Below are 13,611 nucleotides of genomic sequence, written 5' to 3'. Positions count from 1 at the left end.
GAGACGCCAGCGTAGCCCCGCGCGCTCCCGCATGGAAACTGTTTTCGAAAACGTTTGACGCCCTTCGAGCACGGCAGAAGACTGCATCCCACTGCGGTCTCACCCCCGAGCGTCCGCAGGCGCCCGCAGCGACGCGGTGCGCAACTCTCGATGAGGAGAACGATCACATGAACAGCAGAAGGCTCCCCCTCGCCTCCGCGGTCACCGTCCTGGCCGTGGGAGCGCTTGCCCTTTCGGGCTGCACGGCAGACGTATCCGGCACCGGCGACGGCGGCGACACCAGCATGACCCTCTGGCACAACTCGACCACCGGACCCGGCGTGGAGTTCTGGGAGAAGACGGTCGCCGACTTCGAGGCCGACAACCCGGGCGTCTCGATCGAGATCCAGTCCGTGCAGAACGAGGACCTCGACGGCAAGCTGCAGACCGCGCTGAACTCCGGCGACGCCCCCGACATCTTCCTGCAGCGCGGCGGTGGCAAGATGGCCGCGATGGTGAAGGCCGGGCAGCTCAAGGACCTCACCGACGAGATCACGGGTGCGGCCGCGGACGAGATCCCGGACGCCGCGTACTCCGCCAACAGCCTCGACGGCAAGATCTACGCCATGCCGGTCGCCGTGCTGCCCGGCGGGCTCTTCTACAGCCAGGATCTGTTCGACGAGGCGGGCATCACCGAGAACCCGACCACGCTCGACGAGCTGGAGAAGACGGCCGCCACGCTCAAGACCGCGGGCATCGACCCGATCGCGCTCGGAGCGAAGGATGCGTGGCCTGCGGCGCACTGGTACTACTGGCTGGCTCTGCGCGAGTGCAGCTCCGACACCCTCGCCGCAGCCGCCGACGAGATGGACTTCAGCGACGAGTGCTGGATCCGCGCCGGGGAGGACCTGGAGTCCTTCGCCGCCACGGAGCCGTTCAACTCCGGCTTCCTGACCACCCCCGCGCAGCAGGGCGCCGGCAGCTCGGCCGGCCTCATCGCGAACCACCAGGCCGCGATGGAGCTCATGGGCGCGTGGAACCCCGGAGTCATCGCCTCACTGACCCCCGACGAGGAGCCGCTCGCCGATCTCAGCTGGTTCCCGTTCCCCGAGATCGAGGGCGGCGAGGGCGAGCCCGGTTCGATGATGGGCGGTGTCGACGGCTTCTCCTGCTCGGTCGATGCGCCCGACGCCTGCGTCGACTTCCTGAACTACCTCGGCACCTCCGACGTGCAGACGGCGTACTACCAGGCCTTCAACGCGCCGCCGGTCAACACCGTCGCCCAGGAGGCCGTCACCGAGCCCTACCTCCAGTCGATCCTCGAGGCGTACAACTCCGCCCCCTACGCGACCCAGTGGCTCGACACCGTCTACGGACAGAACGTCGGCAACGCGCTGAACGTCGCCGTCGTCACCATGCTCGCCGGTCAGGGAACCCCGGAGGACATCGTCAAGGCCGTTCAGGATGCCGCGGCGAAGGCGTGAGGCAGGAGCCCGGCTGGAAGTGATCCTTCTGGCCGGGCCCGCCCTGGTCGTCTTCCTCGCGTTCGTGATCTTCCCCGTGCTGATGGCCGCGTTCTACGGCTTCTTCAGCTGGCAGGGATACGGGCCGCCGACCGACTTCGTCGGCCTGAAGAACTACCTCACGATCGTGCAGGACCCGCTGTTCCTCGACGCGCTCGCGCACAACGGGTTCATCCTCGTCCTGTCCCTGGTGCTGCAGGGACCCGCGGCCATCGCGCTGGCGCTGCTGCTGAACCGGCGGATGCGCGGACAGTCGCTGATCCGTGTGCTGATCTTCGTCCCGTACGTGATCTCCGAGGTGGTGGTGGGCACCGGCTGGAGCCTGATGCTCCAGACGAACGGCGCGTTCAACGACCTGCTCGAGAAGATCGGCCTGGGATTCCTCGCCACGGACTGGCTCTCGAACCCCGACATCGCGATCTGGACCCTGATGGCGATCATCACCTGGAAGTATGTCGGATTCGCCGTCATCCTCTTCCTCGCAGGACTCCAGGGCATCCCCGAGGAGCTGCACGAGGCCGCGGCCATCGACGGCGCGTCCTACTGGCAGATCCAGTGGCAGATCACGCTGCCGCTGCTCGCCCCGACACTGCGCATCTGGGCGTTCCTGTCGATCATCGGCTCGCTGCAGCTGTTCGACCTCGTCTACATCATCTGGGGGCAGTACATCGCCTCGACCGCGGGCACCTCGACCATGGCGACGTACATGGTCTCGGAGGGACGCAACGCCGGCAACTTCGGCTACGGCAACGCGGTCGCCGTGGTGCTGTTCCTGATCTCGCTCGTCGTCGCGCTCGTCTACCAGCGCGCCGTGCTCCGCAAGGACACCGACGGCGCGCTCACCGGAGCGTCGGGTCGGCCCCGCACGCGCACGATCCCCGACGCGCCGGTCGCGCCGGAACTCGAGAAGGAGTCCGTCCGATGACCGCCACCTCGGTGCTCGTCACCCAGCGTCCGGGACGCCCGTCCAGGCCGCGGCTTCCCTGGGCGAACCCCACGGTGTACTTCGTGGCGCTGATCGCCGTGGGCCTGATGCTCGCGCCGATCGCGTACATCATCGTCGGCGGGTTCCGCACGAACGCGCAGATCACCACGGATCCCGCGGGCCTGCCCCAGCCGTGGGCGATCGGGAACTACCTCGACGTGCTCACCGGCGGGATCTTCTGGCGCCAGGTGCTGAACTCGACGATCGTCGCGCTCGCGACGACCGTGGGCGTCGTCGCACTGGGGCTGATGGCGGCGTACGTGCTGGCCAGATACCGGTTCGCGGGCCGAGGCGTGCTCTACGCGTTCTTCGCCGCCGGACTGATGTTCCCGCTGACCGTGGCGATCACCCCGCTGTACATCGTGGTGCGCAGCCTCGGCCTGATGAACTCCCTCGGCGGGGTGATCCTGCCCCAGATCGCCTTCGCTCTGCCCACGACGATCATCATCCTGGTGCCGTTCCTGCGGGCGATCCCCGACGAGATCCAGGAGGCGGCGTTCATCGACGGCTGCAGTCGCATCGGCTTCTTCTGGCGAATGGTTCTGCCCCTGTCGCTGCCGGGGGTCATCACGACCGGCATCCTGGCCTTCATCGGCAGCTGGAACGGCTATCTGCTGCCGCTCTTCATCCTCAACGACGCCGCGACCTTCACCCTGCCGCTCGGGGTGCAGTCGTTCGCGTCGCAGTACTCCGTCGACACCGCCAAGGTGCTCGCCTTCACGTCGCTGTCGATGATCCCCGCACTGATCTTCTTCAGCCTGTTCGAGCGGCGCATCGTCGGAGGGCTCACCGGTGCCGTCAAGGGCTGATCCCGTCGAGCGCGCGATCGCCGACGACGAAGAGAACGAGAAAGAGACCACGATGTCGCAGTCCCCCGGCGAAGCACGCCATTCCCCCCGCGTCGACGCGCTGCTCGCCGAGATGACGCTCGACGAGAAGCAGGCGCAGCTGGTCGGCTTCTGGGTCGATCAGGGCGACGAGGTGGTCGCGCCGATGGCCGGCGAGAAGAAGAGCTCGACCCGGTACGACGAGGCGACCGCGCACGGGATCGGCCATCTGACGAGGGTCTACGGCACCCGCCCCGTCGACCCCGCAGACCGGGCGGCCTGGCTCTGGGCGGAGCAGCGCCGACTGCAGACGGAGACCAGACTGGGCATCCCCGCCCTCGTGCACGAGGAGTGTCTGACCGGGCTCGCCGCCTGGAAGGCCGCGACCTTCCCCACGCCGCTGGCGTGGGGCGCATCCTTCGATCCCGAACTCGTCGAGGAGGTCGGCCGGGCGATCGGGTCGTCGATGCGCACGCTGGGGGTGCACCAGGGGCTCGCCCCGGTGCTCGACGTGATCCGCGATCCCCGATGGGGGCGGGTCGACGAGTGCATCGCCGAGGATCCGCTGCTCGTCGGACGGGTGGGGACCGCCTACGTCCGAGGGCTGCAGTCCGAGGGGGTGCACGCGACGCTCAAGCACTTCGTCGGCTATTCCGCGTCTCGCGCCGGACGCAACCACGCCCCGGTCAGCGCCGGCCGGCGGGAGATCGAAGACGTGCTCCTCCCCCCGTTCGAGATGGCCGTCCGCGAGGGCGGGGTGCGCAGCGTGATGAACTCCTACGTCGACATCGACGGTGTGCCGGTCACCGCCGACGCCCACTACCTCACCGAGATCCTCCGCGACCGGTGGGGGTTCGACGGCGTCGTGGTGTCGGACTACTTCGCCGTCGACTTCCTGCGCACCATGCACCGCGTCGCGGCCGACAAGGCGGAGGCGGCGCGACTCGCCCTCACCGCGGGCCTCGACGTGGAGCTCCCCTCTCCCGACGCCTATCTGACCCTCGCCGCGCAGGTGCGCGACGGCCGGCTCTCCGAAGCGCATCTGGACCGTGCGGTCGCACGCGTCCTGTCGCAGAAGGAGGAGCTGGGGCTGCTGGATGCCGACTTCACCTCGCCCCCCTCCGACATCGACCTCGACCCGGCGGAGCATCGCGAACTCGCCCGCCGCCTGGCCGAGGAGTCCGTCGTGCTGCTCAGCAATGACGGCGTGCTGCCGCTCGAGGGGAGCGCGCCCTCGAAGATCGCGGTGATCGGTCCCAACGCCGACAGCGCCGACGCGCTGATGGGGTGCTATTCATTCGTCAACCACGTGCTCGCGCACCACCCCGGCACGCCCGCCGGCATCGCTCTGCCGACGGTCGTCGACGCCGTGCGCGACGAGTTCCCGCTCGCGGAGGTCACCACGACCCTCGGGTGCGACGTCGAGGGCGCCGACCGCTCCGGCATCCCCGACGCGGTGGCAGCCGCACGCGCAGCCGACCTGGCGATCGTCGTGGTGGGCGATCGCGCCGGGCTGTTCGGGCGCGGCACGGTCGGCGAGGGCAACGACGTCGAGGATCTCGGGCTCCCCGGAGTCCAGCGCGAGCTCGTCGAGAGCATCGTCGCGACCGGCACACCGGTGGTCCTGATCGCCATGACCGGTCGCCCGTACGAGCTCGACTGGGCGCTGCCCGAGCGCGCCGGCGCCACGGGCACGATGGTCGGGCTCGGGGCCGTGAACGCCCCGGCGTCGGCGACCGTCCCGGCATCCGCTCCCGCCGCCTCACCCCAGCGACCGGCGGCCGTCGTGCAGACGTTCTTCCCCGGAGAGGAGGGCGCTCCGGCACTCGCGGCTCTGCTGAGCGGGCGCGTGGTGCCGTCGGGTCGACTGCCGGTCTCGCTGCCCCGCTCGGCGGGGGCGCAGCCGTACTCGTACCTGCACGCGGTGCTGGGCGGTCGTACCGATGTGACCAGCGCCGACCCCACACCCGTGCGGCCCTTCGGGTTCGGCCTGAGCTACACGACCTTCACGCACGAGGGGCTCACAGCCCCCGCATCGGTCGCCGCCGGCGAGACGCTCCACGCCTCCGTGCGGGTGCGCAACACCGGCGCGGTGGCGGCCACGGATGTGGTGCAGCTGTACGCGCACGACGAGGTCGCGAGCGTGGCCCGTCCGGTCGCCCAGCTGCTGGGCTTCCGCCGGGTCGCGCTGCTGCCGGGCGCCGAGGCGGTCGTGCGCTTCGAGGTGCCGATCGACCGTCTCGCGTTCACCGGGCTCGACGGCGTGAAGCGCGTCGAGCCCGGTACGATCCGACTGTGGGTCGGCGGCGCCTGCGACGAGGAGGAGACGGTGGCCCGCTTCGAGATCGTGTGACGCGCGACGAGATCGAGTCTCGGCGCGCCCACTCGTGCTCCGAGACCCTGAGCACTCCGGGGCAGTGCCGTATCGTAGGACCGCGCGAATGCAGTGGCTCCAGCTGAGAGCCTTCCGCGCGATGTAGTGAAGGGTCGCATTCATGCCCACTTCCCCCGTCACGCTGCAGCGCCTCCCGGGCGAATACGTCGTCGCACGCTTTCCTGTGTCGTCCGACGTCCGTTCCCTCCTGGTCGACGTGATCGGCGAAGGCCCCTTCGTCTCGATCACGCGCACCCCGCAGGAGATATCCATCGTGTGCCCCGCTGGCTCCGCACCGCCCGACGCCGAGATCGACGGGCCCTGGGCCGCGCTGTACGTCGGTGGCCCCATCCCCTTCGGATTGACGGGAGTGGTGACGTCATTGGTGTCGCCGCTGTCAGCGATCAGCTGCCCTGTGTTCGTCGTCTCCACCTACGACGGCGATGTACTGATGGTTCCCCGCGGAGACGCGGATCGTGCAGAGGACGCACTCACGAACGCCGGTCACCTGCTCATTTAGCCCTGCGGGACCTGTTTGACCAGGAGAACAGCGGCGACGCACTTCCGGTGGATCACGCCGCCAAGGGCGAAGATCAGGAACTACGACGACGGCGCCCAGAGTCGCCGATCGGCGAAACTTCCGATCAGGTCAGAACCCACCGCGACCGCCGCGACGGAGAGCCCCGCCCGCTTCGAGATCGTCCGACGCACGACGAGACGGATGTCGCGCCGCAGCGCTGCTCCCTAGTCGTCCCCTCCATCCGCCGAGTCGATCACCGTCTCCCGATCGCCGTCGACGAGCAGCGCCTGATCGTCGCGCAGCGGCAGAAGCCGGTGACTCAATCCGTACCGTGCGATGGTCTCGTCGATCAGCGAGGACGGGTAGGGCTCGAGCAGTCCGTCGGCATGGGGGATCACCGTGCGGTCGATCAGCCCCAGGCCCGCGAACTCGGTGAGGGACGGCGCATCGGCGGGGTCGTCCATGAGCGAGGCGGGGGTGATGTCGGGCCCGGCGATGATCGACCCTGCGCTGCATCCGATGTACGGCATCCCGTCGCGCACCCGCTCGGCGAGGACGACGTCGCTCCCCGTGATCGTGAGCGCCTCGAGCAGAGCGAACGTGCTGCCGCCCGCGACATACACGGCGTCGACGGTGGAGAGCGTCGCCGCGAAAGCGGATGACGTGAGATCCCGCACCGTGATGTCGACGATCTCGTGCCCGAGAACCTCGACGGCGCGACGTTCGGCGGCGACGAAGGGCGCGCCGGCATACGCGACCTGGGCATCGCGGATGTAGCCGACGCGCAGGGGTGCCCCGGGGCGAACGCCGTCGAGGAACGGACGCATCGCCCCGGGATTGCGGGAGAGGAGGAGGAGCTTCATCCGTCCAGCGTACGAATCGCCCCCGACATCGTCCGCCCCCCCCTGGCCGCGGAAGCGCCTCGTTCTAGCCCCGGACGGCCGCGATGAACGCCCCGACGTGCTCCTGCAGCCTGAGGATGCGCATCTCCCGGGCGAGCTCCCGGTCGTATCCCTCATAGGCCAAGGGCGGCAGCATCCGCACGTTCCGCGAGCATCCGAACTCCGCGCACAGCAGGGTCCCGATGCTGTCGCCCTTGCGGCCGGCGGGGCCCGCCTTGCGTGCCACGTAGAGCTGCACGTCGTTGCGGAGCGTCACGTCCTCGCACCAGGAGCACTGCGCCCTGGCGAGAACGCGCTGCTCCGCCCGCTGCAGCATGACGCCGGTGACGACGTCGTCGACCCAGGCGACGACGTATGAGCGACGGGGGAGCTTCGGATCGACCCAGCCGAGGTAGTCGAGCTTCTCGACGTCGAGGTCGGCGAAGCCCGGGGGCAGGGTCAGGTCGGAGACCTCTTTGCGGGAGGCGTTGAGGAAGGAGGCGCGCAGGGTGCGCTCGTCGATGGGACGCATGAGGGTGCAGACTTTCGTGTCGGCCGCGCGAAGCGGCGGGCCGCCGAGCGGCGGCAGGAGAAGAGGGAGCGCATCACGACGGATGCGGGGTACGACGGGCCACCGGGGACGGGATGTTCCGCCTCCGGCCGATCGTCAGCCTCTGTCCGTGGCGCGGAATGCGCCCACGGCTCCGTTCCGCGCTCTACCCGGCGTCCGGGGAGCACTCTTCGACAACAGCACCCGGAGAGTCTACGCCCGTTTGTTTCACCGCGTGTCGGTCCCGGTTCCCTCGGTGTCGCGACCGACCTACTCTTGCCGGAACGTCCACTCACGAAGGAGACCACCGTGTCCACGCCGCTGAACAGCCTGCCGCCCCTCTCGGTGCGTGAGCGTTCCGCGTGCATGTGCCGGCACGGCTTCGCGTGCTCCTCCTTCGCCGACGGCCACGCCCTGCACCTCATCCAGGCCCGCATGGCATCGGCGACTCCGAGCGACTGGGTCGATGCGGTCGTGGAGCACGCCGACGCGCTCTCGGGAACCCTCGCCGTGCGCACACTCGACGGCACCGCCCACGAGATCTGGAGCGCGGCGGGGGCCGCTCTCGAAGCTCCCGTCGGCACCCCGGTCGCGCTGCACGTGCGCTACGGCGTCCTGTCCGTGGGGCGGACGCAGTTCAACATCGCACTCGCCTGAGACGTTCGGGGAGCGAGCGTCAGGCGCTCGCCATCATCATGTCCTTCACTGCCATGCAGGCATCCATGCAGTCCTTGCAGGCCTGAGCGCACATCCGGCAGACGTCGCTGTGATCCGCGTGCTGCATGCACTCGTCCATGCACGTCTGGCACATCGCGATGCAGGCGTCGAGCATCGCCATCATCGACGCGGGGGTCATCCCCTGCATCCGCAGCATCGACCTCATCATGGTGCCCGCCATGTCGGCGCAGTTCATGCACGCAGAGCTGCAGTCCATCATCTGCGTCGAGCACACGGTGCACGCCTGCTCGCATGCCGCGCAGGCGTCCATGCACGCCTGCAGGACGGACATGTCCATCGCCGCCATGTCGGGCATCGACTTCATGCTCTGCGTCATGGCGCCCATCATCATCGAGTCCATCTGTACCGCCTCCGTCGTCGGCCGCAGCCGGGGTGAGAACGGGCAGGGCCACCCGCCTGAGGGCCAGGCTAGTCCGCCCGGACGTCCACGTCGACGGTCGATCCGCGGCTCTCACGAGCCGCGCTCGTTGTCAATCCCGTGTGCAGCATCCGTGGCCCGTGCGAGGTTGGTCGGACAGTGATCGACAGATGAGAGGACGGCACGCCATGAGCGGAGCAGACGACATCAAGAACTCGGCCGAGAAGGTCGGCGGCAAGATCAAAGAGGGCGTCGGCAAGGTCACCGACAACGAGAAGCTCGAGGCCGAAGGCCGCGCCGACCAGACCAAGGCGTCGGCCAAGCAGGCCGGCGAGAACGTGAAGGATGCCGCGCACAACGCCGGCGAGAACCTTCGGGACGGTCTCAAGGACTGAGTGTCCCCCACCGGCGGGCGCGAGCCCGCCGGTGCAGTCCCGCCGACGAGAGAGGAGTAGAGGTCATGCCCGGACGCAGGAACAGTTCGCTCAAGGATCCGGAGCTCTACGAGGAGCTCCGAGACGACGGTGCCTCGAAGGAGAAGGCCGCGCGCATCTCGAATGCGGCGGCGAGGGACGGCCGCAGCGCGGTCGGCAGACGCGGCGGAGAGCATGGCGACTACGAGGACTGGACGGTCTCGGAGTTGCGGGCCCGCGCCAAGGAGCTGGGCCTGTCGGGCTACAGCCGCATGCGCAAAGAGAAGCTGATCTCCACGCTCAGGGACCACTAGGTTCACCCCCGTGGCCCGATTCGGCATCGAAGAGGAGTTCGTACTGCTCGATGAGCAGACCCTCGTCCCCTCGGGCATGAGCGTCGAGGCGCGCGACGAGATCCTGCGAGACGTCGGTCCCGGCCTCACCGCGGAGTACCTCACGTGCCAGCTCGAGTCGGCCACCGCGCCCGTCATCACCACCGAGCAGGCCAGGGCGGATCTGCGGCGCACGCGCAGTCGTCTGGGACGCGCGGCCCAGATGCACGGCGCCATCGTCGCCTGCTCCGGCACGCCGTTCATCTCCCCCAACCGCTTCGTGGTCTCGTCCTCCCCCCACTACGACGCCGTCTCGGCGCAGCTGGGTGAGATCACGCGCGAGCACGAGGTGAACGGGGTGCACGTGCACGTCGAGGTCGACGGCGACGAGGAGCGCGTACGCGTGCTCAACCGCATCCGCGCCTGGCTGCCCACCTTGCTCGCGCTGACCGGCAATTCCCCCTTCACCCACGGCCGCGACTCCGGATTCGCCAGCTGGCGCAGCATCCTGATCCACCGGCTGCCCTCGTCGTGGAGCCCTCCGCACTTCGAGGACCTCGACGACTACCGCACCCGCATCGATCAGCTCGTCTCGATGGGGGCGATCGCGGATGCGAGCTCGCTGTCCTGGACGGTGCGGCTGTCGGAGCGCTTCCCGACGGTCGAGGTGCGGGTGTTCGACGCGCAGCTCGATTCTGAAGACACCCTTCTCGCCGCCGCCCTGTGTCGCGGCATCATGACCAGCGACGCCTTCGACGCAGCGGCGCCGATGCCGCTCGACGTGATCGACGCGTCGCTGTGGACGGCCGCACGATTCGGGCCGGACGCACGACTCGTCGATCCGCTCACCGGCGAGGTCGCCTCTGCCCGACGCATCAGTGCGGGCCTGCTCGACCGTCTCACCCCGACCCTCGATCGACTGGGTGACGCCGATCTCGTCGCCGAGGGGCTCGCGCGCATCGCGACGGACGGCACCGGAGCGCAGCGGCAGCTGCGGGCCTACGCCGAGAACGGCACCGCCGGGCTGCGCGACCTCTACCTCGAGGGCACCGCGACGCTCTGACGCGCGCGTCGGCGGCACCGCCCCGGCCGCCCCGGCCGTCCCCGGGCGGGAGTAGTGTCTGGCTGTGGCCACCTCCCGCTTCGCCCCGCTCCAACGTCTGGTGATCTCGGTCGCCGTGCTCGCCTCGTTCGTGACGTTCCTCGACGGGACGGTGGTGACCGTCGCGCTGCCCGCGATCAGCAGGGAGCTCGGCGGCGGCATCACGACCCAGCAGTGGGTGGTCGACGCGTACCTGATCACCCTCAGCGCCCTGATCCTCCTCGCGGGGTCGCTGTCCGACGCCTATGGCCGGGTGCTCGTGATGCGCATCGGGTTGATCGCGTTCGGCGTCGCGTCGGTCGCGGTGGCCGCAGCGCCCGATCCGCTCATCCTGATCATCGCCAGGGCTGCGCAGGGAGCGGCCGGGGCTCTGCTGGTGCCGAGTTCACTGGCCCTGATCACGGCGACCATGCGCGCCGACGTGCAGTCACGCGCGATCGGCACCTGGACGGCATTCACGACCGGCGCTCAGCTGGTCGGCCCGCTGCTGGGCGGACTGTTCGTCGACTTCCTGTCCTGGCGGTTCGTGTTCCTCATCAACGTGCTCCCGATCGCCGTCACGCTGGTGCTGCTGTCGCGTCTGAAGCTCGCCGAGAAGCCGAGCGGCGTGAAGGTCGACTGGCTCAGTGGAGCCCTGTGCGCGATCGGCCTCGGCGCGGTCGTATTCGCGCTGATCGAGCAGCCGAACCTTGGCTGGCAGTCCCCCGCGATCTGGGTGCCCGGCCTCACGGGGGCGGCCCTGTTCGCGTGGTTCCTGGTGCGCCAGCAGCGTTCGACCGCTCCCCTCATGCCGCTCTCGCTATTCCGCGTGCGCGACTTCGCCTGGGGCAATGTGGCGACCCTGTTCGTGTACGCCGCCCTCTCGCTCAACGGCTTCGTGGTCGGCGTCTACCTGCAGCAGGGTGCGGGGCTCACCGCCACCGCCGCGGGGCTCGCCAGCCTGCCGCTGACGATCCTGATGATCCTCCTCAGCTCACGCGCCGGATCGTGGGCGGGCAGGTTCGGGCCCCGCATCTTCATGACGGTCGGACCGATCGTCATGGCCGCAGGTGCGCTGCTTCTGCTGACGGTCGCCGAGAGCTTCGACTACTGGTGGCAGGTGCTGCCGGCCATGATCGTGATGGGACTCGGTCTGTCTCTGACGGTCGCGCCGCTCACCTCGGCGATCCTCGGGGCCATCGACGAGTCGCGCTCCGGCATCGCATCCGCCGTCAACAACGCCGTGTCCCGTGTCGCGGGCCTGCTCGTCGTGGCGATGCTGTCGACGATCATCGGCGGCACCCTCGATCTCGCAGGCTTCCACAACGCCGCTCTGGTCACCGCGAGCCTGCTCGTGCTCGGTGGCGTGGTGTCGTGGATCGGCATCCGTCGCAACCCGGCCGAAGACGCGCCCGCCGAGACGGTCGACGGAGCCCCGACGCCCATCGGTTGACCGTGTCGGTGGCCGGGCGCAGACTGAGTTCACCGCCCGAGCATCCGGAGGTCCCTCGTGAGCAGCACCCCGTCTCCCCTTCCGCCCATCGTCGATGCCGAGACGTGGCGTCGCGATCTCGAGGCACTGCGTGTGCGCGAGAAGGCGGCGACCCGTGAACTCGACGCGATCGCCGCGCAGCGGCGTCGTCTGCCGATGGTGCAGCTTGCGCCGTACACGCTCGTCGGCGCCGACGGGCCGGTGGGTCTCGCCGAGATCTTCGGCGAGCATCCGCAGCTCATCGTGTACAACCACATGTGGTCCGACGGCAACGAGTGGCAGTGCCCCGGCTGCACCGGCTTCACCTCGCAGTTCACACGGCTCGACGTGCTCGAGCGGTACTACGACGCGCGCTTCGTGATCGTGACGAACGGACCGATCGACGAGGCTCTGGCGTATCGCGACCGGGTCGGCAACCGGATGGACTGGTACTCGAGCGCCGACAGCACCTTCGGCGCGGACATGGATGCCGGGCCGAACGAGGGCTTCGCGGTGAACGTCCTGCTGCGCGACGGTGACACCGTGTACCGCACGTGGCACACGAACGGCCGCGGCACCGAGCGGCTCAGCCACCTGCACGGCCTGGTGGACCTCCTCCCCTACGGCCGCCAGGAGGAGTGGGAGGACTCGCCCGCCGGATGGCCACAGCACGGCACGTACGATCAGGGGATGGGTTCGAAAGAGATCGCCGCACTGTACGGGGCCGGCAACTGAGGCGCGTGGCGGCCGCGGTGGCCGCGGCCCTGCTCGCCCTCGCTCTCGCCGGGTGCGCGGCGGCCGCGCCACCGGCGGCACCGGATGCCGCTCTCCCGCCGGCGGGCGCCACCCCCGACTACCAGCTCGGCGGCGGCTACGAGCCGGCAGACGGCGTCGGCATCGTGGGCCGCGATCGGTCGGACGAACCGGCGGATGGACTGTACTCGGTCTGCTACGTCAACGGGTTCCAGACGCAGCCCGGTGAGCTCGAGTCCTGGCCGAGGGACCTGGTGCTGCAGCGCGGCGGCGAGCCGGTGTTCGATCCGGACTGGCCGGATGAGGCTCTGCTCGACACGTCGACGGACGATCGGCGTCAGCGCATCGCCGAGACCGTCGGGGCCTGGATCGAGGGGTGTGCGACGTCGGGCTTCGACGCGGTCGAGTTCGACAACCTCGACTCGTACACGCGATCTCATGACGCGCTCACTCTCGACGACAACTTCGCCCTCGCCACCCTGCTCGTCGACGTCGCCCACGCCTCGGGGCTCGCGGCAGGGCAGAAGAACGCGGCGGAGGATGCGGTGGTCCTGCACGAGCGCGCCGGGTTCGACTTCGCCGTGGTCGAAGAGTGCGCGGTCTACGAGGAATGCGGCGTCTACGCCGCCGTCTACGGCGATGCCGTGATCGACATCGAGTACAGCGACGAGCTCCCGCGGTCGTTCGACGAGATGTGCGCCGATCCCGAGTCCCCCGCCTCGATGGTGCTGCGCGATCGCGACCTCGTCACTCCGGATGTCGAGGGGTACGTGTTCGAGACCTGCCCGTAATCGTCGCCTCGCGAAGGGCGTGAGTAGGCTGACCC

The 13,611-nt window shown here is 69.3% G+C and carries 15 protein-coding genes; 12 read left to right on the top strand and 3 right to left on the bottom strand.

All coding sequences use genetic code 11. From position 1 onward, the window contains the following. Positions 1-167 precede the first annotated feature (167 nt). From FQ142_RS04600 to FQ142_RS04580, 5 genes are all read left to right on the top strand, one after another. Complete coding sequence (locus tag FQ142_RS04600; RefSeq protein ID WP_149422414.1) at positions 168-1,463, top strand: ABC transporter substrate-binding protein; 1,296 nt, start codon at positions 168-170, stop codon at positions 1,461-1,463. Next, positions 1,444-2,427, top strand: a complete 984-nt coding sequence (locus tag FQ142_RS04595; protein WP_149422413.1) for a carbohydrate ABC transporter permease — start codon at positions 1,444-1,446, stop codon at positions 2,425-2,427. Before FQ142_RS04600 ends, FQ142_RS04595 begins: the two co-directional genes overlap by 20 nt. Then, positions 2,424-3,296 carry a carbohydrate ABC transporter permease gene (locus FQ142_RS04590; protein ID WP_056415754.1) on the top strand — a complete coding sequence of 291 codons (873 nt, stop codon included), beginning with the start codon at positions 2,424-2,426 and terminating at the stop codon, positions 3,294-3,296. Before FQ142_RS04595 ends, FQ142_RS04590 begins: the two co-directional genes overlap by 4 nt. A 52-nt stretch (positions 3,297-3,348) precedes the next feature. After that, positions 3,349-5,667 (top strand): beta-glucosidase family protein, encoded by a 2,319-nt coding sequence (locus FQ142_RS04585; RefSeq protein WP_149422412.1) that lies wholly within the window; start codon positions 3,349-3,351, stop codon positions 5,665-5,667. A 142-nt stretch (positions 5,668-5,809) separates the two neighbouring features. Beyond that, a complete protein-coding gene (locus FQ142_RS04580) occupies positions 5,810-6,208 on the top strand; it encodes an ACT domain-containing protein (RefSeq protein WP_149422411.1) in 399 nt (132 codons plus the stop codon). A 224-nt stretch (positions 6,209-6,432) separates the two neighbouring features. On the opposite strand, the gene FQ142_RS04575 is transcribed toward FQ142_RS04580, so the two are convergent. Then, positions 6,433-7,071, bottom strand: coding sequence for a Type 1 glutamine amidotransferase-like domain-containing protein (locus FQ142_RS04575; RefSeq protein WP_149422410.1), 639 nt, complete (start codon positions 7,069-7,071; stop codon positions 6,433-6,435). Positions 7,072-7,135: 64 nt separating this feature from the next. Beyond that, positions 7,136-7,621: an FBP domain-containing protein gene (locus FQ142_RS04570; protein ID WP_149422409.1), complete on the bottom strand. Its 486-nt coding sequence runs from the start codon at positions 7,619-7,621 to the stop codon at positions 7,136-7,138. A gap of 327 nt (positions 7,622-7,948) precedes the next feature. Between FQ142_RS04570 and FQ142_RS04565 the strand changes: the two genes are divergently transcribed. Next, positions 7,949-8,296, top strand: a complete 348-nt coding sequence (locus tag FQ142_RS04565) for a hypothetical protein (protein WP_188042306.1) — start codon at positions 7,949-7,951, stop codon at positions 8,294-8,296. A 19-nt stretch (positions 8,297-8,315) separates the two neighbouring features. On the opposite strand, the gene FQ142_RS04560 is transcribed toward FQ142_RS04565, so the two are convergent. Further along, positions 8,316-8,672, bottom strand: coding sequence for a hypothetical protein (locus tag FQ142_RS04560; RefSeq protein ID WP_262492054.1), 357 nt, complete (start codon positions 8,670-8,672; stop codon positions 8,316-8,318). 251 nt (positions 8,673-8,923) lie between these two features. Between FQ142_RS04560 and FQ142_RS04555 the strand changes: the two genes are divergently transcribed. From FQ142_RS04555 to FQ142_RS04530, 6 genes are all read left to right on the top strand, one after another. Beyond that, positions 8,924-9,130: a CsbD family protein gene (locus tag FQ142_RS04555; RefSeq protein WP_149422407.1), complete on the top strand. Its 207-nt coding sequence runs from the start codon at positions 8,924-8,926 to the stop codon at positions 9,128-9,130. A 65-nt stretch (positions 9,131-9,195) separates the two neighbouring features. Further along, a complete protein-coding gene (locus FQ142_RS04550) occupies positions 9,196-9,462 on the top strand; it encodes a Rho termination factor N-terminal domain-containing protein (protein WP_056415735.1) in 267 nt (88 codons plus the stop codon). 10 nt (positions 9,463-9,472) lie between these two features. Next, entirely contained in the window at positions 9,473-10,543 is a 1,071-nt protein-coding gene (locus FQ142_RS04545) for a YbdK family carboxylate-amine ligase (RefSeq protein WP_149422406.1), read from the top strand. A gap of 64 nt (positions 10,544-10,607) precedes the next feature. Continuing rightward, positions 10,608-12,014 (top strand): MFS transporter, encoded by a 1,407-nt coding sequence (locus tag FQ142_RS04540; RefSeq protein ID WP_262492053.1) that lies wholly within the window; start codon positions 10,608-10,610, stop codon positions 12,012-12,014. Positions 12,015-12,071: 57 nt separating this feature from the next. Beyond that, positions 12,072-12,767, top strand: a complete 696-nt coding sequence (locus FQ142_RS04535) for a DUF899 family protein (protein WP_149422405.1) — start codon at positions 12,072-12,074, stop codon at positions 12,765-12,767. A gap of 5 nt (positions 12,768-12,772) precedes the next feature. Beyond that, a complete protein-coding gene (locus FQ142_RS04530) occupies positions 12,773-13,576 on the top strand; it encodes an endo alpha-1,4 polygalactosaminidase (protein WP_262492052.1) in 804 nt (267 codons plus the stop codon). Positions 13,577-13,611: the final 35 nt, after the last annotated feature.

Source organism: Microbacterium sp. ANT_H45B, from assembly GCF_008369345.1.
Lineage (GTDB): Bacteria > Actinomycetota > Actinomycetes > Actinomycetales > Microbacteriaceae > Microbacterium.
The sequence above is the reverse complement of the archived record's forward strand: the minus strand, read 5'-3'. Positions and strand labels throughout refer to the sequence as shown.

Coding starts and splice junctions, on each gene's coding strand:
- FQ142_RS04600 (WP_149422414.1), top strand. CDS start 168: ATGAACAGCAGAAGGCTCCCCCTCGCCTCCGCGGTCACCGTCCTGGCC.
- FQ142_RS04595 (WP_149422413.1), top strand. CDS start 1,444: ATGCCGCGGCGAAGGCGTGAGGCAGGAGCCCGGCTGGAAGTGATCCTT.
- FQ142_RS04590 (WP_056415754.1), top strand. CDS start 2,424: ATGACCGCCACCTCGGTGCTCGTCACCCAGCGTCCGGGACGCCCGTCC.
- FQ142_RS04585 (WP_149422412.1), top strand. CDS start 3,349: ATGTCGCAGTCCCCCGGCGAAGCACGCCATTCCCCCCGCGTCGACGCG.
- FQ142_RS04580 (WP_149422411.1), top strand. CDS start 5,810: ATGCCCACTTCCCCCGTCACGCTGCAGCGCCTCCCGGGCGAATACGTC.
- FQ142_RS04575 (WP_149422410.1), bottom strand. CDS start 7,071: ATGAAGCTCCTCCTCCTCTCCCGCAATCCCGGGGCGATGCGTCCGTTC.
- FQ142_RS04570 (WP_149422409.1), bottom strand. CDS start 7,621: ATGCGTCCCATCGACGAGCGCACCCTGCGCGCCTCCTTCCTCAACGCC.
- FQ142_RS04560 (WP_262492054.1), bottom strand. CDS start 8,672: ATGCCCGACATGGCGGCGATGGACATGTCCGTCCTGCAGGCGTGCATG.
- FQ142_RS04555 (WP_149422407.1), top strand. CDS start 8,924: ATGAGCGGAGCAGACGACATCAAGAACTCGGCCGAGAAGGTCGGCGGC.
- FQ142_RS04550 (WP_056415735.1), top strand. CDS start 9,196: ATGCCCGGACGCAGGAACAGTTCGCTCAAGGATCCGGAGCTCTACGAG.